The sequence below is a fragment of the Parasphingorhabdus sp. genome (assembly GCF_059726685.1).
In genome coordinates this window covers 874,670-894,799 of the sequence record NZ_AP041068.1, presented here as the reverse complement: position 1 = coordinate 894,799, position 20,130 = coordinate 874,670, and the positions used below count along the sequence as shown (strand labels likewise).

18 protein-coding genes are annotated in these 20,130 nt (G+C 55.5%); 5 read left to right on the top strand and 13 right to left on the bottom strand.

Going from position 1 to position 20,130, the window contains the following annotated elements; genetic code table 11:
- Nucleotides 1–30 precede the first annotated feature (30 nt).
- From lpdA to AC6I9Z_RS04405, 6 genes are all read right to left on the bottom strand, one after another.
- Entirely contained in the window at nt 31–1,440 is a 1,410-nt protein-coding gene (gene lpdA / locus AC6I9Z_RS04430; RefSeq protein ID WP_461458526.1) for a dihydrolipoyl dehydrogenase, read from the bottom strand.
- Between the two features lie 94 nt (nt 1,441–1,534).
- Nucleotides 1,535–2,758 carry a 2-oxoglutarate dehydrogenase complex dihydrolipoyllysine-residue succinyltransferase gene (odhB, locus tag AC6I9Z_RS04425; protein WP_461458528.1) on the bottom strand — a complete coding sequence of 408 codons (1,224 nt, stop codon included), beginning with the start codon at nt 2,756–2,758 and terminating at the stop codon, nt 1,535–1,537.
- Nucleotides 2,759–2,800: 42 nt separating this feature from the next.
- A complete protein-coding gene (locus AC6I9Z_RS04420) occupies nt 2,801–5,590 on the bottom strand; it encodes a 2-oxoglutarate dehydrogenase E1 component (RefSeq protein WP_461458530.1) in 2,790 nt (929 codons plus the stop codon).
- A 54-nt stretch (nt 5,591–5,644) separates the two neighbouring features.
- Complete coding sequence (sucD, locus tag AC6I9Z_RS04415) at nt 5,645–6,535, bottom strand: succinate--CoA ligase subunit alpha (RefSeq protein ID WP_207986729.1); 891 nt, start codon at nt 6,533–6,535, stop codon at nt 5,645–5,647.
- Nucleotides 6,536–6,890: 355 nt separating this feature from the next.
- A complete protein-coding gene (mdh, locus tag AC6I9Z_RS04410; protein ID WP_461458535.1) occupies nt 6,891–7,853 on the bottom strand; it encodes a malate dehydrogenase in 963 nt (320 codons plus the stop codon).
- Between the two features lie 176 nt (nt 7,854–8,029).
- On the bottom strand, nt 8,030–8,212 hold the full coding sequence (locus tag AC6I9Z_RS04405; protein WP_461458537.1) for a hypothetical protein: 183 nt from the start codon (nt 8,210–8,212) through the stop codon (nt 8,030–8,032).
- Nucleotides 8,213–8,375: 163 nt separating this feature from the next.
- On the opposite strand from AC6I9Z_RS04405, the gene AC6I9Z_RS04400 reads away from it, so the two are divergent.
- Both AC6I9Z_RS04400 and AC6I9Z_RS04395 read left to right on the top strand, forming a co-directional pair.
- Nucleotides 8,376–9,476, top strand: coding sequence for an Rv3169 family protein (locus AC6I9Z_RS04400; RefSeq protein WP_461458539.1), 1,101 nt, complete (start codon nt 8,376–8,378; stop codon nt 9,474–9,476).
- A complete protein-coding gene (locus tag AC6I9Z_RS04395; RefSeq protein WP_461458541.1) occupies nt 9,473–10,537 on the top strand; it encodes a phosphotransferase in 1,065 nt (354 codons plus the stop codon). The genes AC6I9Z_RS04400 and AC6I9Z_RS04395 overlap by 4 nt, the downstream gene beginning before the upstream one ends.
- Before the next feature lies 1 nt (nt 10,538).
- Here the strand turns inward: AC6I9Z_RS04395 and zapE are convergent, their stop codons facing one another.
- The 4 genes from zapE to AC6I9Z_RS04375 form a co-directional block, all read right to left on the bottom strand.
- Nucleotides 10,539–11,660 (bottom strand): cell division protein ZapE, encoded by a 1,122-nt coding sequence (gene zapE, locus AC6I9Z_RS04390; protein ID WP_461458543.1) that lies wholly within the window; start codon nt 11,658–11,660, stop codon nt 10,539–10,541.
- Nucleotides 11,657–12,130, bottom strand: a complete 474-nt coding sequence (locus tag AC6I9Z_RS04385) for a PaaI family thioesterase (protein ID WP_461458545.1) — start codon at nt 12,128–12,130, stop codon at nt 11,657–11,659. Before AC6I9Z_RS04385 ends, zapE begins: the two co-directional genes overlap by 4 nt.
- Nucleotides 12,131–12,204: 74 nt before the next feature.
- On the bottom strand, nt 12,205–13,236 hold the full coding sequence (locus tag AC6I9Z_RS04380; RefSeq protein ID WP_461458547.1) for a phospholipase D-like domain-containing protein: 1,032 nt from the start codon (nt 13,234–13,236) through the stop codon (nt 12,205–12,207).
- 81 nt (nt 13,237–13,317) lie between these two features.
- The gene (locus tag AC6I9Z_RS04375; protein ID WP_461458549.1) at nt 13,318–14,100 is read right to left on the bottom strand and encodes a succinate dehydrogenase iron-sulfur subunit; all 783 of its coding nucleotides are present in this window, start codon (nt 14,098–14,100) and stop codon (nt 13,318–13,320) included.
- A gap of 305 nt (nt 14,101–14,405) precedes the next feature.
- Between AC6I9Z_RS04375 and AC6I9Z_RS04370 the strand changes: the two genes are divergently transcribed.
- Both AC6I9Z_RS04370 and AC6I9Z_RS04365 read left to right on the top strand, forming a co-directional pair.
- Nucleotides 14,406–15,503 carry a CDP-alcohol phosphatidyltransferase family protein gene (locus AC6I9Z_RS04370; protein ID WP_461458551.1) on the top strand — a complete coding sequence of 366 codons (1,098 nt, stop codon included), beginning with the start codon at nt 14,406–14,408 and terminating at the stop codon, nt 15,501–15,503.
- A gap of 7 nt (nt 15,504–15,510) precedes the next feature.
- Nucleotides 15,511–15,942 (top strand): HIT family protein, encoded by a 432-nt coding sequence (locus tag AC6I9Z_RS04365; RefSeq protein WP_461458568.1) that lies wholly within the window; start codon nt 15,511–15,513, stop codon nt 15,940–15,942.
- Here the strand turns inward: AC6I9Z_RS04365 and AC6I9Z_RS04360 are convergent.
- Entirely contained in the window at nt 15,939–16,685 is a 747-nt protein-coding gene (locus AC6I9Z_RS04360; protein ID WP_461458553.1) for a phosphocholine cytidylyltransferase family protein, read from the bottom strand. The two genes, AC6I9Z_RS04365 and AC6I9Z_RS04360, sit on opposite strands and share 4 nt — an antisense overlap.
- 95 nt (nt 16,686–16,780) lie before the next feature.
- Between AC6I9Z_RS04360 and AC6I9Z_RS04355 the strand changes: the two genes are divergently transcribed.
- Complete coding sequence (locus AC6I9Z_RS04355; protein ID WP_461458554.1) at nt 16,781–18,136, top strand: lipopolysaccharide biosynthesis protein; 1,356 nt, start codon at nt 16,781–16,783, stop codon at nt 18,134–18,136.
- Here AC6I9Z_RS04355 and AC6I9Z_RS04350 read toward each other — a convergent pair.
- Both AC6I9Z_RS04350 and AC6I9Z_RS04345 read right to left on the bottom strand, forming a co-directional pair.
- Nucleotides 18,133–18,975 carry a nucleotidyltransferase family protein gene (locus AC6I9Z_RS04350; protein WP_461458556.1) on the bottom strand — a complete coding sequence of 281 codons (843 nt, stop codon included), beginning with the start codon at nt 18,973–18,975 and terminating at the stop codon, nt 18,133–18,135. The genes AC6I9Z_RS04355 and AC6I9Z_RS04350 overlap by 4 nt on opposite strands.
- On the bottom strand, nt 18,972–19,856 hold the full coding sequence (locus AC6I9Z_RS04345) for an alpha/beta hydrolase (protein WP_461458558.1): 885 nt from the start codon (nt 19,854–19,856) through the stop codon (nt 18,972–18,974). The genes AC6I9Z_RS04350 and AC6I9Z_RS04345 overlap by 4 nt, the downstream gene beginning before the upstream one ends.
- Nucleotides 19,857–20,130: the final 274 nt, after the last annotated feature.

Sequence of the window (20,130 nt, the reverse complement as noted above, 5' to 3'; positions counted from 1 at the left end):
TTATGCGCCGATAATAATGGTACCGTCAAATCACATGTGGATGGGTTTGCCCTGTACCGCCATCGCTGCTTCCTTGACCGCTTCGCTGTGCGTCGGATGGGCATGACAGGTGTAGGCAATATCTTCACTAGTTGTACCAAATTCCATCGCCTGCGTGACTTGTGCGACAAGAGTTCCCGCGAGCGAAGAGATGATATGCGCACCCAGCACACGATCCGTTTCCGCGTCGGCAATCACTTTTACATAGCCGTCAGTATCGCGATTGGTCTTCGCGCGGCTGTTGCCTGCAAAGGGGAATTTGCCGACCTTGTAGGCGACACCGCTTTCCTTGACCTCTTCTTCAGTCTTACCGATGCTGGCAATTTCCGGATAGGTGTAGACCACGCCGGGAATCAGGTCGTGATTCACGATACCCTGCTGACCCGCTATGAATTCAGCGGCAGCGATGCCTTCATCTTCGGCTTTGTGGGCAAGCATAGGGCCGGGGGTGACATCGCCAATGGCGTATACGCCTTTAACCGCAGTCTGGAAATCATGGCCGACTTCAATCTGACCATGTTTGTTGGTTTCCAGCCCTGCCTTATCGAGCGCGAGGCCATCGGTATTGGGCCGACGACCAATCGCCACCAGTACCGCATCCGCTTCGATGGTTTCTGCATCGCCACCCTTCGCTGGTTCCACTGTCAGAGTCGCTTTTTTGCCTTTAACGGTGCACCCGGTCACTTTGGTTCCGGTCTTGATGTCAAAGCCCTGTTTCTTGAAGATGCGGGCGGCATCTTTGCGAATATCGCCATCCATGCCGGGCAGGATCTTGTCGAGATATTCCACGACGGTCACTTTCGCACCCAGACGCAGCCAAACGCTACCCAGTTCCAGACCAATTACGCCGCCGCCAATGACGACCATATGTTTGGGCACTTTCGGCAGTTCGAGCGCACCAGTGCTGTCGACGACAATATGTTTGCTATTGTCAATGTCCACACCGGGTAGCGGGGTAACCGAAGAGCCCGTCGCGATGATGACATTTTTCGCGGTGACCGTCTTGTTACCGACCTTTACGCTGTTTGCGCTTTCAAACGCGCCGCGACCTTTCAGCCATTCGACCTTGTTCTTCTTGAACAGAAACTCGATGCCACCAGTAAGTTCGTCGACCGCCTTGGATTTCTCCGCATGCATCTGCTTGAGGTCAAGCTTCGCACCGGTCAGCTTGATGCCGAATTTCTCAAGGGCACCGCTATGGGCTTCATGATAAAGCTCCGACGCGTGCAGCATCGCCTTGGACGGGATGCAGCCAACATTGAGGCAGGTGCCGCCCAGTGTCTCCCGGCTCTCCACACAAGCGGTTTTCAGGCCGAGCTGCGCGGCGCGAATAGCCGCGACATAACCGCCGGGGCCAGAGCCGATTACCAGAACGTCATAGTCATATTCACTGTTAGCCATATTCTGCCTCTTGGTTCGTCGTCCCGAACTTGTTTCGGGACCTTAGTAGATGCTGAAACAAGTTCAGCATGACGAGTTAGGGTTGTTACCTAGATTACAAATCAATCAAAAGCCGGGTCGGATCTTCAATCGCTTCCTTGATCCGCACCAGGAATGTCACCGCTTCACGGCCATCGATCAGACGATGATCATAGCTCAGCGCCAGATACATCATCGGACGCGCTTCAATGGATCCGTCTGGCATCACCACCGGACGCTGTTCGATCCGGTGCAAACCAAGCACAGCCGATTGCGGTGGGTTGATAATCGGGGTCGACATCAGCGAGCCGAATACACCGCCATTAGAAATCGTAAACGTGCCGCCTTTCATATCTGCCATGGTCAGCGTGCCATCCTTGGCGCGCTTGCCGAAATCGCCAATGGTATTCTCGACATCAGCAAAGCTCATCGCTTCGGCATTGCGGATCACAGGCACTACCAGACCATTGGGCGCGCTCACCGCGACCGAGATATCGACATAATCGTGATAGACAATTTCATCGCCATCAATCTGCGCATTCACCGACGGCACGTCTTTCAATGCGAGACAGGCGGCCTTGGCAAAGAAACCCATGAAGCCCAGCTTTACGCCATGTTTCTTGGCAAACAGCTCTTTATATTTGCTGCGCGTTTCCATCACGGCGGTCATGTCGACGTCGTTAAATGTTGTCAGTAGCGCCGCGGTATCCTGCGCTTCCTTCAGGCGCTTGGCGACAGTCTGGCGCAGGCGGGTCATTCGCACGCGCTCTTCATTACGGGTGCCGCCAGCTGCTGGCGCGGTGGTCGGAACCTCGGCACCTTTTGCCGTACCCTTCTCAACCAACGGCGCCTCGGCACCGGTCTTCACATATTGCTCGACATCATCTTTGGTCAAGCGGCCATCTTTGCCGGTGCCTTTGATCTTGCTGGGGTCTACTCCATACTCAAGCACTAGGCGGCGGACTGCCGGGGACAGGGTAATAGAGGATGCATCCGCTGCTGGTTCTGCCTTGGCTGCCGCCGGCGCCGGAGCAGCTTTGGCCGAGGATGCTGCGGCTCCGCTGCCTGCTTCAATCTTCGCGATAATCGCGCCCACCTCGACAGTATCGCCGACGGCAACGAGATGTTCACTCAAGGTACCCGCTTCGGGAGCTGGCACTTCCAGCGCAACCTTGTCGGTTTCCAGACTGGCAATGGGCTCGTCTGCATCGACCGCATCACCCGGCTGTTTCAGCCATTCGCCCACAGTCGCCTCGGTAATCGATTCGCCCAATACGGGGACTTTTACATCTGTTGCCATAGTCTTATGCTCACTTTCATCGGCGGAATTTTCCGCTCATCATCACTTTTTTACCGGATGGCCCAAGGCTTCGGCAACCAGCTTTTCCTGCTGCTCTTTATGCCGAGAGGCCAGCCCCGTTGCTGGCGAAGCACATGCCACGCGCCCGACATAGACGGGGTCAGTCGGCCCGACTTTCGCCTGTTCCAGACAATCCTCCAGATAGGGCCGGACAAAGTCCCAGCTGCCGTTATTTTTCGGCTCTTCCTGTGCCCAGACCAGAGTCTCGAGATTTTTCATCCGCTTCAGACGTACGACCAGTGGTTCGGCCGGGAAGGGATAAAGCTGCTCGATCCGGACAATCGAGGTATTCTTGTCTTTGGCTGCATCGCGTGCTTCGATCAGGTCATAAGCGACCTTGCCGGAACACAGCACCAACCGCTTGATATCCTTGTCCGCTGGCGGATTGGTGTCCGACTTGATCCGCATGAAATGATGATCGCCCTGAAACTCCTCGGCGCTCGACACTGCCATCTTGTGGCGCAGCAGCGACTTGGGCGTCATGATGACAAGTGGTTTGCGGAAACTACGAAGCATCTGGCGGCGCAATACGTGGAAATAATTGGCTGGTGTGGTGATATTCGCAACCTGGATATTGTCCTGTGCACATAGTTGCAGGAAGCGTTCCAGCCGCGCGCTGCTATGCTCTGGCCCCTGCCCTTCATAGCCATGTGGCAAGAGCATCACGAGACCATTGGCGCGCAGCCATTTGGCTTCACCGGAAGCGATGAACTGATCGATCATGATCTGTGCGCCATTGGCAAAATCACCAAATTGCGCTTCCCAGAGTACCAGTGTTTTCGGATCAGCCCCGGCATAGCCATATTCAAAGCCCAGCACGCCATATTCCGAAAGCGGGCTGTCGAGCACTTCAAACCGGCCATGCGGCACGGTGCTCAATGGCACATATTTTTCTTCATTGTCCTGATCCACCCAGACCGCATGGCGCTGAGAGAAGGTACCGCGCCCGCTATCCTGACCGGACAGGCGGACGTTATAACCTTCGGCAACCAGCGATCCGTACGCCAGCGCTTCACCGGTCGCCCAATCGAAATTCTCGCCGGACTTGAACATCTTCGCCTTGGCGTCGAGAACACGGCCGAGCGTTTTGTGGATATTGTGCCCTTCGGGAACGGCGGTCAGCGTCCGTCCCAGGCTCTCGAACAATTTGGCATCAATGGCTGTTTCAACATTGCGCCTTGCCGTTTCCGGATCCGCGGGAACATGCAGGCCCTGCCAGCGGCCTCCAAACCAGTCGGCCTTGTCTGGCTCATAATCATCTGCCGCCTTGAATTCGCCTTCGAGATGGTCAGCAAAAGCTTTGCGGGTATTGGTTCCCCAATCCGCGTCAATGACACCTTCCTCGATCAACCGCTGCTCATAAAGCTTGCTGACCTTGGGATGCTTTTTGATCGCTGCATACATTATCGGCTGGGTGAAGCTTGGCTCATCACCTTCATTATGACCAAAGCGGCGATAGCACCACATGTCGATGACAATGTCGCGGCCAAAGCGCTGGCGGAACTCAATCGCGATCTTGCAGGCAAAGGTCACCGCTTCAGGATCATCGCCGTTCACATGGAAAATCGGTGCCTGCACGCCTTTCGCTACGTCCGAGGGATAAGGCGAGCTGCGCGCAAATTGCGGGCTGGTGGTGAAACCAATCTGGTTGTTGATCACGAAATGGATGCAGCCGCCGGTATTATAGCCGCGAATGCCGGAGAAGCCGAGACATTCCCAGACAATCCCCTGCCCCGCAAAGGCCGCATCGCCGTGGATCAATACAGGCAGCACCTGCTCATGCTTGGTGAGGTCATCGCGCGCCACTTGCTGCGCCCGGACTTTGCCCAGTACCACCGGGTCCACCGCTTCGAGATGCGAGGGATTGGGGACCAGCGACATGTGCACATTAATGCCGTCAAATTCGCGGTCGGTGGAGGTGCCGAGATGATATTTCACATCGCCAGAGCCGCCCACTTCATCCGGGTTGGCCGAGCCGCCGTGGAATTCGTGAAAGATGACCTTGTAAGGTTTGGCCATCACATTGGCCAAGATGTTCAGACGCCCGCGATGGGCCATACCATAGACAATATCGCGCACGCCCGATTGGCCGCCATATTTGATGACATTTTCCAGCGCCGGCAGCATCGCTTCGCCGCCATCAAGGCCGAAACGCTTGGTCCCGACATATTTTTTGCCGAGGAAATTTTCATATTCTTCGCCCTCGATCACTTTGTTGAGGATCGCTTTCTTGCCTTCCGGAGTAAACTGGATTGCGGCGTCCTTGCCCTCCATCCGGTCCTGCAGGAAGCGCCGCTCCACCGTGTCGGCAATATGCATATATTCGAGGCCAACCGAGCCGCAATAATTGGCGCGGAGCACGGCTTCGATTTCCTTGATCGACGCGGTTTCAAAACCCAATACGCCGCCGAGATAGACGGGCTTGTCCAGCTCATCCGCCTTAAAGCCATGAAATTCAGGGGTCAGGTCAGCGGGTTCCTCCAGCTTGGACAGGCCAAGCGGATCCAGATTGGCGCCGAGATGCCCACGCACGCGATAGGTGCGGATCAGCATCATCGCGCGGATCGATTTCTCCGCCGCCAGCGCCACTTCGGCATCGGACATCGACTTGCCGGATTTCGCAGCAGCCGCCTTGATCTCGATCCCCATTTGCGTGGGATCGAGCGCGCTGTTCAGCTCATCAGCGTCATCAATCGGCCAATGTTTCTTTTGCCAGCTCGGGCCTTCTTCCGTTTCCGGTGAACCGTTAAATTCCTGACCTTCTAATCCCATGATAAGTTCCTTGGGGAGGGCGGCCCCTGCCTGCGCAGGGGCACTAGACTATCTTCAGACCGTTTCTTTCAGCATCGCATCCAATGTCGTGCCAAGCTCTGACGGGCTTGGTGACACGCGAATGCCAGCCGCTTCCATCGCCGCGATCTTGTCTTCCGCGCCGCCCTGGCCGCCGGAGACAATCGCGCCGGCATGCCCCATGCGGCGGCCCGGAGGCGCCGTGAGACCTGCGATAAAGCCGACCATCGGTTTGCTGCGGCCCTTCTTGGCTTCGTCCGCGATAAATTGCGCTGCCTCTTCTTCCGCGCTGCCGCCAATTTCACCGATCATGATGATCGACTTGGTGTCATCATCGGCAAGGAACAGCTCAAGCACGTCGATAAAGTTAGTGCCGTTGACCGGGTCACCGCCAATACCTACCGCTGTGGTCTGGCCGAGGCCAACCGCAGTCGTCTGATGCACCGCTTCATAGGTCAGCGTACCGGAACGAGAGACAACGCCGACGGAGCCTTTCTTGAAGATGCTGCCGGGCATGATGCCGATCTTGCATTCGTCGGGTGTCAGAACACCGGGGCAGTTGGGACCGATCAGACGCGACTTGGAGCCCTGCAGCGCCCGCTTCACCCGCACCATGTCGAGCACCGGAACACCTTCGGTAATCGCAACGATCAATTCAATCTCGGCATCAATCGCTTCGAGGATCGAGTCCGCGGCAAATGGCGGCGGCACATAAACCACGGAGGCAGTCGCGCCGGTTGCGTCCTTGGCTTCGGCCACCGTGTCATAGTTGGGCAGGCCGATATGGGTTGTCCCGCCCTTGCCGGGTGTAACACCCGCCACCATTTGCGTGCCATAAGCCAGCGCCTGTTCGGTGTGGAATGTTCCGGTATTTCCGGTCATGCCCTGGGTAATAACTTTGGTGTTTTTGTCGATTAAAATGCTCATTCTATTTCCTCAATCTAGGATATGCTACCTGGTAAACCTTTAAGTCCATTTCGAAAAATACCCGCGCTTATGACCGCTAATGGTGCCCACAATATAGCGGCTGGAACCAACCCCAATATTGCCGGACCAGGGCCGCCTTTAACGATTTCCAGAGACAGGAAAAAGACAACAAAAGTAAGCGGTGGAATGACAAAAACCATGATCACCGCCGCCGCCCCAGCCTTTGGTATTTCATTTCCCGAAAACTGATGGGCAAGACGGGTGATAACGTACATTATCCACAACATCATCACTATCCCGCAGCCTGCGAGCATAAGTCCGGATAGTCCGATAAGTAAAAAGTCCAAATTCACCGTTATGCCAGCGAGCTATCCAGCCCCTTACAAGCTTCCAGCAATTCCTTCACCGCATCGACCGACACATTGAAATTGCCCTGCGCTTCATCGCTCAGTTCAATCTCGATGACTTTCTCGACACCGTCTTTGCCAATGATGACCGGCACGCCGACATAAAGATCATCGACGCCATATTGGCCGGTGAGATGCGCAGCGGCAGGGAGCACGCGGCGTTTATCCTTGAGATAGCTTTCCGCCATCATGATCGCGCTGGTTGCTGGCGCATAATAAGCCGAGCCATTGCCGAGCAGGCCGACAATCTCACCGCCACCGCCGCGGGTCCGCTTGACGATCGCATCAATATTGTCCTGTGTGGTCCAGCCCATTTTGATGAGATCAGGGATCGGGATACCGGCAACCGTGGAATATGCGGGTACCGGAACCATCGTATCGCCATGACCGCCCAGAACAAAGGCGGTGACGTCTTCGACCGATACTTCAAATTCCTCAGCGAGGAAGTGACGGAAGCGCGCGCTGTCGAGAACGCCTGCCATGCCGACAACCTTGTTATGTGGCAGTCCGGAAAATTCACGCAATGCCCAGACCATCGCGTCGAGCGGGTTGGTGATGCAGATGACAAAAGCATCCGGCGCATGGGCCTTGATGCCGTCGCCGACAGCTTTCATGACTTTCAGGTTGATGCCGAGCAGGTCATCGCGGCTCATGCCGGGCTTGCGCGGTACGCCAGCGGTCACGATGATAACATCGGCGCCCGCAATATCGGCATAATCGTTGGTGCCTTTCAGGTTGGAATCGAACCCGTCAACCGGTCCGGCCTGGCTGAGGTCGAGCGCCTTACCGGCGGGCATGCCCTCGGCAATATCAAACAGGACGACATCGCCCATTTCCTTGGAAGCAGCGAGATGGGCAAGCGTGCCACCAATCATGCCAGCGCCGATCAGCGCGATTTTGTTACGGGCCATGGGAAAAATTCTCCTGAAATCAGAGTCGTAAAAAGGATATGGAGTCGGATTAGGCTTATCCACAGGCAATTTCAACCGCAGAAAGCACCAATATGCGGGCTTTCTTTGCAATTGGTTCGCAGTAGCAATACAGCGCGCTATATTGCGTTAACCGTGCAGGTATTTCTGAACAAAATTCAGTGCAATCGCCTTGCAATCAGCCAACTTACAGGCCCGGCCACCGCAAATGCCGTCAAGGCAGCCACCAAAATACTCATCTTGCTTGCATGATCCATGACAAGCAGTGCCGTTACAGCAGTACCCATTAAAGTCGAGCCGATAAAAATGTGGAATATCATGGTTTTTAAAAACATGGACATGGACTTTTCCTCTTGCGCGATACGGCCCTGTTAATTCTGGCCAGCTTTGCTGTTTCACCATCTGGCAAACGGCGCCTTGATCTCTGTCAATTTGGTGCGCATTGTGGCAGCAATCAAAAATTGGCGGTGGGGCCAAACCAACCGACTGCGAGGGAGAGAGAGCATGCTCAGCAAAGGTGACGACTATCCGCTGCACCAGACGCCGGAGCCAATAGCGGTATCCGGGGATAACCGGAATTTCTACGACCGCTATTTCTTTAATGGCTATAGCGCTGATGGCAGCATCTTCTTCGCCGCTGCCCTGGGCGTCTATCCGCAGCTCGATATCATGGATGCGGCCTTCTGCGTGTCGATAGACGGCCAGCAGCATAATCTGCGCGCCTCGAAACGCATGGGCAGCGAGCGGCTGGATTTGAGCGTTGGACCTTTTACGATAGAGATAGTCGAGCCGCTGCAAGAATTGCGTCTGATCGTTACTGACAATGACAGCCCGATCACCGCCGATATCCGCTTCACCGCGCGCCACATGCCAATTGAGGAGCCGCGCTTCATCCGCCGCGAAGGGCCCCGCATGGTCATGGACTATACCCGCCTGACCCAGAATGGCGGCTGGTCCGGGACATTGCAGATCGGCGACGAAAAGATCGCGCTCTCACCCCAAACCCATCGCGGCACGCGGGATCGCAGCTGGGGTATCCGGCCCGTCGGTTCACCGGAATCGCAGCCGCCACCAGCCGGTGCCCTGCCGCAATTCTGGTGGCTCTGGACACCGCTCAATTTCGACGATCATGCCTGTTTCTTTCACAGCAATGATGATGGCGAAGGCTTGCCGTGGAACCGCCGCGGTGTGGTGGATGCCATAGAAGGTGCGCGACAGGAATTTGAGCCGGCCAGCCTTGATCTCAGCTATCATAGCGGCACCCGGCGGGTGAAACAGCTCGACCTGGAAACTGCGGACGGCACGCTGACCATCACCCCGCGCACCGGAGACGCGACGAGGACCTTCTATATGTCCGGCCTCGGCTATATGCACCCCGAATGGGGACACGGCATGGACCATGGCCCGCTGGAAACCGCCTATGATGTGATCGATCTGGCCAATGTGCCGGATCATGACATGCTCTATATCCATATCCAGGCGCTCAGTGATACGGTGCTGACCAGCGGCGGTAACAGCCATGACGGAATCGGCATTGTCGAACAGCTTTTTGTTGGGCCCCACAAGACGAGCGGATTAACCGATCTGCTGCACCCCGCACCATGAGCGCGGAATTCCCGCTCCGTCCGGAAGAATTTGAAAAAGCCTTTGTCGAGAAGGTTTTTGGGGCGCCATCGGGCGCTCTGACATCTCTTACCCATAAACCGGTTGGGACTGGGCAAGTGTGTGACAGCTTCCGCTTTCGTTGCGAGTGGACAGAAGGCTATGATGAGTTAACGCGGCCGTCTACGTTCATCGCCAAATGTCCAAGCGCCGACGAGATCAGTCGCAGTGCGGCAGCCATTTTTCACCTCTATGATATGGAAGTCGGATGGTACCGCGATGTTGCTGGCGGCTCTGGTGTCAAATGTCCGAAATGCTACCACGCTGCCATTGCCGACAATGAACAGGAATTTGTCCTGATGCTGGAAGACATGGCCCCGGCAGAGCAAGGCGATCAATTGGCAGGAGCAACACTTGTTCAGGTTGAAACGACTCTGGAAGAAGCTGCTGGCCTCCACAGTTTCAAGCCAGATGGTGGTTTTGAGACATTTGCATGGCTGCATCATGCCGCAAAGAATGTGGCGTTTACCGAGCAGACCCTGACCAATGGCTATCCCGTTTTCAAAGAGCGATTCGCCGATCTGCTCTCGCCTGAGATACTTGATATTGGCCAACAACTGGTGGATCGGATCGGGTCCTATGTCGGACACGAACCTCTCGAACAGACCATTACGCACGGCGATATGCGGCTGGATAATATTCTCTTTTATGAAGATGGACAATTGGCTGCCTTGGTGGACTGGCAGACTTGCACATTCGGTAACCCTGCCAATGATGTTGCCTATATGATCGGGACCAGCTTTGCGGATCCAGCGATGCGTCGCCAGCATGAGGAAAAATTGGTCAAAGACTATCTCTATCGGCGTGAAGAGAAACGGAGATTGCCCTTTGGTTTTGATCAGTTTTGGCAGGAATATCGCCGTCATGCCTTTGCCGGCTTCATCATGGCCATCAATGCGTCGCTGCATGTTGAGCAAACGGATCGGGGCGACCGAATGTTCGCGGCAATGGCCGAACGCCCAGCACAAATGGCGCTCGATCTCGACAGTTTGAGTCTGCTTTAGATCAGAGTGCCTCGCCGGTGCCATGGCCGAGAGCGAGATAATCATCCGACTGCATCTCGACCAACCGCGAGGCGGTGCGCACAAATTCGAATGACCCGTCGCCTTCGGGATAGAGCGCATCTGGCTTGGCATCTGCGCTGGCCAGCAGCTTGACCCGATATTCGTAGAGCGCATCGATCAGGGTCACAAAGCGCGCCGCTTCGTTGCGGTTCTCTTTGGACAGCACGGGAATGCCGACGATGATGACACTGTGAAAATGTCGCGCAATGGCAAGATAATCCGGCGCTCCCCGTGCCTCTGAGCAAAGCCGTTTGAACGAGAAAACACCGACGCCTTTCAATGCTTTGGGCACATGCATCGACCGGCCGCCCTGCACCGGCAGTTCCTCGGAAGGGACATGGGCGCGGTCTTCCGGTGGATAGTCCGTCAGCCGGAAAAAAGCCTCGCTCAGCGCCTTGGTCGCCGCATCGCCATTGGGCACATGCCACAGGTCGACACCGCCCAACCGCTCGCGGCGATAGTCGGTCGGCCCGTTGAGCGAGATGACATCAAGCCGGTTCTCGAGCAGATCAATGAACGGCAAGAAGTGTTCACGGTTCAGGCCATCTTTGTAAAGATCCACCGGTGGTCGATTGGAGGTCGCGATCAGGGTCACGCCCGCTTCGACCAGACCGGTAAACAGCCGGGACATGATCATTGCATCGGCGCTGTTGTTCACCACCATTTCATCAAAGGCAAGGAAGCGGGCATCCTGTGCCAGATCGCGCACCACATTGGGGATCGGATCACCGGGATCGGCTTCCCGCCATGCCCGCATCATATCGTGCACGAGAAGCATGAACTCATGAAAATGCGCGCGTTTCTTGCGATTAATTTGCAGGCTATCGTAAAACAGGTCCATCAGCATCGATTTACCGCGCCCGACACCGCCCCACATATAGATGCCTCGCGGCGCGTTCGGCTTTTTCGAGAACATCCGCCACAGCACGCTGCCACGTGGCGGAACTGCCTCAAGCTCTTCCTGCAATTGGGACAGGCGCTGTGCGCAGGCGTCCTGATCCGCGTCGGGTCTCAACTCTCCATTTGCGATCAACGCCTGATAACGCGCGTAAAAGCCTGTCATTGCGGTGCTTTTTTTACGATAGCCGTATAGGAGGCCATATTCTCACTGCCGTCGCCCTGCACCACCAGCCCGCGCAGAAACAGGAAACGGCCAGTTTCCCGTGCCACCTCAACCTGCGCCTCCAGCGGCTCGCCGATCCGCGCTGCGCCGATAAAATGGGTTTGCAGTTCCAGCGTCACCGCAAATCCCGAGGGTCCGATTTCCAGCACCCGCATCGCGGCGAACAGGGCGCAGTCGATAAAACCCATCATGGTACCACCATGCACGGCATCACCCAGATTGCGGTGCTGTCGTTCCGGGAACATGCGGACCCGCGCAATATTGTCTGCGATACCATCGCCACCACGGCGAACAATCATGGGACCCAGAAAGCTGTTATAACATTCCGGGTCTTTCAATTTCCATTGATACCAACCGGGATGATCCGGAACGGGATCACTCGTGAAAAAATTCCTGTCTGCTTCGGTCATATCCCGCCACTGTAATCTGGCCGCTCTGGAATATCGACCTTTAATATCTTGTGCTTAACGTCTGTCACCATGCCCTATTCCGGATTAGTGCATTCACTAAAGATAGTGTCGAAATTACGGGCTAGCGCGTCCTGAATATCCGGCTCTGTCGATCGGAGCAAAATCTCGTGGTTGATATAGCGAGAGCGCCAGTTGTAGTTCAAACTCCCCAGCCAGCTTTCCTTCCTGTTGGCGGTTTCTATCAGCAGATATTTGCTATGCATCGGGAGCGCGTCCTTGTGGCGGTAGCGGCGGATGTTGATCCCCGCCTTACGTGCCTGTGCGACAATAGCTTCTGGCACCCGTCGCTCGGTATGATGCACGATCATCCGCACTTCACCGCCCCGGCGCACTACATCTTCCAGTCGGCGGAGGATTTCCACGTCTTTGAAATGGGACATGGCCAGCGAAATCCATGCGTTTGAGCCCACCTGTTTCAGACGATTATGCACGATCCGGCTATTGATACGCGGAAAGAACCAGAGCGACAGCGCATCACCATGAATGGCCTTATTCTGCATGCTATGAAAACGCTGCAGCGGAGAAAACCCGTCGAGCGAATAAGCTTTCAGTCCTGCGCAAATCGCATCATCCTGGGTCTCGAACAAAAGATTATAGCCCCGGTCCTGATCACCAATGGCTGCGACAATCGCTTCATCCTCCGGTATATCGGTTGACGGGTTGAAAGAGCCGACAAATGCCGTTGGTACAGGGTGGGAGAACCAGTAAATCTTGCTGTGCAGATGCGCCGCCAGCTTTTTCGGCACGGCCGAGTCCCAGAGGTTCAATGTCAAACCTGGCAAATGCATATTGCTTTTCAGAATGGCAATAACATCGTCATTCGCGCCAGCATATCGCGGCTGGGCTTCCATAAAGATGTGGACCTGCACACCACGCTCTGCAGCCTTTACAAGAGCCTTTGCCAGTTCCCGATCACGGAAGTAATAGGTGGTCCAGACCATCTCTCCGCCCGGCGGAACCGCATGGACGCGCGCTTCCAATATATCGCGCAAATGGCGTTCGGGAAAACCGCTCCCGCCAAAATGTAAGGATGGAGTATCTGCCACTCCTCATGCCCACCATATTCATGTTCTGCAGACTGTTCAGAGCCGCGGTGATGATTGCAATACGGCCTGTAAGAATGCTTCTTAAACTTCGCGCGCGGCCGTCATCTTCTTGATCTCGGCAATGGCCTTTGCGGGGGAGAGACCTTTGGGGCAGGCATTGGCACAGTTCATGATCGTGTGGCAGCGATAGAGACGGAAGGGATCTTCCAGCTCGTCAAGCCGCTCACCGGTCATTTCATCCCGGCTATCGGCAAGCCAGCGATAGGCCTGCAACAAAATGGCAGGGCCAAGGAACTTGTCGCTATTCCACCAATAGCTTGGGCAGCTGGTCTGGCAGCAAGCGCACAGGATGCACTCATAAAGGCCGTCGAGTTTCGCACGATCTTCGGGCGACTGCAGCCGTTCTTTGCCGGAAGGCGTCGGCGTTACCGTTTTCAGCCACGGCTGGATGGATGCATATTGCGCATAGAAATGGGTAAAATCAGGGACCAGATCCTTGATCACTTCCATATGTGGCAGCGGTGTTATTTTGACTTCCTTGCCGCAATCCTCAATCGCGGTGGTGCAGGCAAGGCCGTTTTTACCATCGATATTCATTGCACAGGACCCGCAAATGCCTTCGCGGCATGACCGGCGGAAGGTCAGGGTAGAATCCTGTTCGCTTTTCATCTTGATCAGCGCATCGAGAACCATTGGCCCGCAGTCATCCGTATCGATCTTGAACGTGTCATAGCGCGGGTTTTCGCCGCTATCCGGATCATAGCGATAGACTTTGAACGCGCGCGCCTTTCCGCCACTCAGCGCCTCATGCACTTCGCCGGTCTTACGGATTTTACTGTTTTTCGGAAGCGTAAAGGTTGCCATCAATATTCTCTTGTGTTGGCGAAATAATAGATGTCGCGTTGGTAGTCGGTTATGCTCCGCCTTTCATAGCCAGTTTCTCGGCAAACTCAATGCCTGAAATATGCCGCTAAATCACCCCTAGGCCGTGCAAAACCAACAAAACATATGATGCTGGTAATTTTGATAAACGCTCGCACTCTTGCGATTTGCACGATTTGCCTCTTTTTCGATTCTAAAATGCCCCATTTTTCTGCTAACGCATACAAATCACTGGTATTTACGAAGATAACGCCCAAATCACCCAAATTACGACAGGAACAAATCATATGCAGACCAAAAACGGTGTGACTCTTTTGCTGCATGGCGAAAATGACACGCTGATATGGGGAATGACCAACGCGGAACGGGGACGCCGCCTGGTCGAAAAATTGCAGGGTAATATCAGCGGTAGTCTATGGATAAACATGACATTTGCTTTTGATCCACAGTGGATTCAGCACGTTCATGACAATCCGGGAACCATAGTTACTTTTGACGGCATTCCGGTGCTCGCGCATCTCACCAGCGAGGAAGATGCACAAGCCCTTGCGGCTTTGACAGTGCCAGCCGGAATGACAGTCATGGAATATCGTGACAAACCGCAAATTCACAATGCCTCGCTACGCAAACTGGAAACACCGTTTGTCCGGGAACTTAATGCAGAAACGGTGAAGGATATCGAGCGGCAAAGCTATTTCGGTGCGTATAAAGGCGTTACCGACATTCTCACCAAATATCTCTGGCCGGAACTGGCATTGGTTCTCACGCGTCTGGCGGCCCGGCTTGGAATGACCCCCAATATGGTCACGGGCATTGGGGCGATAGGCTGTGTCGCTGCGACGTTCCTGTTCTATTACGGCCATTTCTGGTCCGGCATGGCCGCGGGTTTTGTTTTCATGGTGCTCGACACAGTGGATGGCAAGCTGGCGCGTTGCACCATCACATCCTCTTTTTGGGGGAATATTTTTGATCACGGGCTTGATCTGGTTCACCCACCCTTCTGGTGGGTCGCATGGGCATTTGGTCTTGGTGCGGTGGGGCTTGCTTTGCCCGAAGATCAACTCCGCCTCGCGTTGATCGTCATTCTGGGCGGCTATGTCCTGCAGCGGGTTATTGAAGGCATTTTCATCCGCGCTTTCGGCCAGCATATCCACGTCTGGCGCCCGATGGATTCATGGTTCCGCCTGATCACCGCCAGACGCAATCCCAATATGGTGTTACTATTTGTTTCCTTGATTTTTGGCCGTCCCGACATCGGCCTCATCGCCGTTGCCTGGTGGACATTAATCTCCCTCGCGGTGCATATGGTTCAGATAATGCAGGCCTGGCTCGTAAAAATACGTGGCGGACAGATTGTTTCATGGCTGGAGCAAGAGCAAGGATAGACGGATGATCAACGATACCATCGAAAAATTCGGATATCCCGCGACGCTGGTAAAGGACTATGATCACTGGGTCGTTTTGCTCCGCCCGGCGCAGGTAACTTTAGGCTCACTGGTTGTCGCAGCCAAATCGGACGCAACGGATTTTGGCGATCTGTCGGACGATCATTTCGCCGAACTGAAAACAGTAACCGCTGATGTGTCGTCGGCTTTGAAAGAGCTTATATCGCATCAGAAACTCAACTGGCTGATGCTGATGATGGTTGATCCACATGTCCATTTCCACCTGATTCCCCGCTATGAGGGAGAACGCGAGTGGATGGGTCAGGATTTCGAAGACAAGTCATGGCCCGGCCCGCCAGCCCTTGGTGATGCCGTCAAACTGTCGGATGACCAAATCTCGGCCATGGCGACCTGGATCAGATCAGGCTTTCCCGACTAGCCGAATTTGGCCAGCCATTGATCAGTGAGAGCGGTTGCCGTTTCCACGTCATTCAGAAAATCGACCTCCGCCCAGTCATGGCCCTGGATAGACACAGTGCCGACTTTCTCGGTGGGTGCCAGCGTATCGATGATCTTGAGGTACCAGTTTTCCACGCCCGCCGGTGTGCGCATGACGTCGCGTACCTTTTCCCGGAACATCGCTCCGCCTTCTCCGCGAAAAGCCAGAAAGCCGATGGACTCCGCATCGCTTTGTTCAGCCGTCAACGTCTTGCCTATCGCTGTCAGCCGATCGCCGCTCAGAGATACTTTCATATCATCGCTGTCATAATGATCTTTGATATCAACCGTCACCGTAATCGGCCAATTCTCGGTTTGCTGAGCGGTCTCGATAATCTCCGGCGAGATCAGTGTATCTCCGTTCAGGATCATGAAATCCCCATCCATCACATCGCGCACAATCCAGCAGCTGCCGAGATTGTCGGCGACCTTGAAAAACGGATTGAAGTGGATCGTGATGTCCCTGCCCGCCTGCTTCAGCGCCTCAAGTTCCGCCTCGACCATGTCGGTCATGAAGCCAGTCACGACATGAAATTCTTTCACCCCGCCGGCCGCCAGCATTTCGATCTGCCATGCGATCAGGCTCTTGCCCGAAAAGTCGATCAGGCATTTGGGGCGCTCAGCGGTCAGCGGCAACAGCCGCGAGCCTTGACCTGCGCTCAGGATTATTACTTTGTCGATCATGTTGGCAATTGGCCTTTATCGGGATAGGGATGGTGTGGGGAGACACTTAGAACGATGGCCATCAAAGCTCAATCCTGTAACAGCCGGTTGCAGATATGCGTTCGGATGCCTGTCTGACCATGGCTGAGGAAGCGGTGATCGAACCTGCACAGCCCAATGGTGAGAAAACCGGTATCCGCCGGATCATCAAGAATACCGGCTGGCTGCTTGGCGGCAAAGGCTTTGGCGGCATCCTGAGCCTGTTCTACCTCGCGATATTGACCCGCACGTTGGGCGTCGCGGGCTTTGGCCAGTTTGCGCTGATCACCGGAACTGCGCAGGCCATCGCCCTGATCGTCACTTTTCAGACCTGGCAAGTCGTCATCCGCTTTGGTGCACGCAACATCAAGGGTGCGGAAAACCGGCAGCAATTCGGGCGACTGGTCGGGCTGTGCACATTGCTCGACATTGCCGGAGCAGTGGCCGGGTGCATCCTGGCCTATTTTGCGGTGGGCTGGCTGGCACCCTTTTTTGGTTGGGATCAGGAACTGGCACAAAATGCTTTGATCTTTGCCCTGGTCATGCTGCTCTCCATCAAATCAACCCCGACGGGCATATTGCGGGTGGAAAACCGCTTTGATCTCGCCGCTTATGCCGAAGCAATCATTCCGACGGTCCGCCTGATCGGCACTTTGATTGTCTGGTTCACCGACCCCAGGCTGGTCAACTTTCTTGCCGTCTGGGCCTTGTCGGAAGTCATCCATGCCATTGGCTACTGGCTGTTCGCTGCATGGAACAGCCGCGACATCATGTCCCCTCGCAATCTGTTTCGCGTAAAGCGGGCGGCGCGGGAGAATAGAGGCATTGGCGAGTTTCTGCTGATATCCAATCTCGGTTCGACCCTGGCCGGACTATCCCAGAATATATCGCTGCTGATCGTCGGCTATTTTGTCGGGCCGACGGCTGCGGGCCTGTACCGGCTCGCCAGCCAGCTGAGCGTCGCGATGACCAAGATATCGGTGCTGCTGTCCCGTGCAATATTTGCCGAGGTCAACCTGATGCGCGCGCAGCAGGGCGCAGAGGCCATGAAGGTCCTGTTCCGCAAGGCCAGCCGGATGCTGTTCATGACCGGCGGAACCGTCATCCTGATCGTCGTGGTCATCGGCCAACCCGCCCTGTTTTACATGTCCGGGCCGGAGTTTTTACCGGCCTATCCCTTGTTGATCCTCCTCGCCGCTGCGGCGTCTGTCGATCTGGCTGGCGCCATTTATGAACCGACATTATTGTCCGGCAGCGGCGCGCGCACGGCCCTGATATTACAAGCAACCATTGCTGTCTTGTTCATCACCATGCTGCTCGTAGGTCTGCATTTTTTCGGCGCAACAGGCGCTGCCGGTGCGATGCTGGTCGCCGCGGTTATCCGGCTCGTTCTTTTTGGCGTCGCCGCCCGGCGCAATCTGGCCAAAGGTTAAGCGCTGGCAGCCTCATTCCGCGCAGCAATTATCTGCTCGACCATTTCAAGGTCACTGTCCTTGTCAACGTCAATGCAGGCCTCTGCCTGCGCCATCGGCACGATTCTAATGGCCAATCCCAGCTTCTTGCCGACCCGCGCCGCCAGCTGATCAACAGTCAGCAGCCGGGTCACCGCCAGAAACAAAAGCCAAGGCCCGAATATCGTCAAAATCTTCCATCCCTTTTTGCGGTCCTGTTCGACCTCGGCCCAATAGCGCAATATCTGCCGCGCTTTCGGGGAACCGAAATAGAAAAGATTCGCCCCGCTATAATGACCACCTCGCAATTTTAGCCAGGTCCGCCGGGATGCCGGGTAGCGGTGCAGCAACACCTGCTTTTCGACAACCGCAATCGCAATATCCGTATCTTCCGCTGCACTCAAAAAATCGTCAATCATCGGCACGCTCAGCAGCACATTGTCAGCCGTGGTAATCAGCACCGGAAAGCGCGTATCCTCTTCGTCCAGAACCTTATCCAGTGATGTCGCAATGGTCGCGCTACTGGTCTGCGCCAGCACGCGCGGGTTGCTTTCCAGTCCGCTGGTGTCGGCATCGGCCCGGAAAGGCGCAAAATCCTGCGCCAGCATATGCACATTGCCAATCGCCTTGTGGCCCAACAGAGTTTCCGTGACATGGGCCAGCATCGCCTTGCCCGCGACAGGGATCAGCGCTTTTACCGATATTCCCCGGCTGTCCGCCATCGGATCGCCGCCCGGACGGCTCCCGGCCAGAACGAGAGCATCGGCAGACGAAGGCGTCCCGGCATCACTGATGCCATCACTTATATTTTCGGTCGTCATCGACGGCTTTCGAAAAAGGCAATCATGTCCTCAAGCACTGGGCCTTTGTTGCGAAAAGGCTTGGAGATCGCCATCATGATTTCCAGATGATCCATATCGGGATATTCAACATATTCCGCATCGCCCCCCGCCTCGAGAATTTTATCCCGCAGGGTTTGGCTGTTCCGCGGCTTGACCTGGGTATCATCCACGCCAGTCGACAGCCAAAGCGGCGGGGCATCAGCTCGAACGAAATTTACCGGCTGCGTCATTTCCGGGACATGGTAAGAACCAAAGCTGTTCTTGGTCGTCTCGGTCTTGAAAGGATAAAAATCATAAGGCCCGGCCAGCGCCGCAACCCCCCTGATCAGGTCCGGCGTCTTGCCGAGCCGGCCCAGCCATTGCCGGTCAAGTGCCAGCATCGCGACATTATACGCGCCCGCCGACTGACCCGACAGAAATATCCGTTCCGGATCGCCGCCATGCTCGGCAATATTGTCATGTACCCATGCGACCGCTTTGGCACTATCCTCCAGAAATCCGGGGAACTTGGTGTCAGGATAGAGCCGGTAGTCCGCCAGCACTGTCATATAGCCGCGATGGGCCAATGCACGTCCGGCAAAGGCATATTCATCCTTCGATCCGGCACGCCAGCCACCGCCATAGATAAACACAACAACCGGCAAGGGCTTGTCGGACGCCTTGGTCGGTGCCCAGATATTGAGGCCAAGGCCCAGCTCTTCATCATAGATCTGACCACGCACCAACAGCTTCGCATCCTTGTCACCGGGAATGATATTGTTGACCATATCCAGCTGACGCGGGCCGGGCTGCGAGAAAAACCAGTAGGCGAAACCAGCGATAGCAACCGCCACAACCCCGAAAGTGATAAGCCATTTCATTATATTGGGACCTTATTATTATTCTCAGCGCTTTAGCCAGCCGAGGAGGTGCTGGCAATGTTGCAGGGATTTGCCTGGCGGAGGTGGGAGTCTTTATTTAACCTCAAACGCCGGGCGCGGGCATCCGCCCGCTTGGCTTTCCTCGCATAAGCTCGGGCGCGCAGTCGCGCTTGCCGACGCAATGCGTCGGATCAGCGCGACCTTCTCCGCAACGCTTAAGATCATCGTCCGAGCGCAGCGAGGCAAGGCCGACTGGCCGCCGCGCCTTATTGGC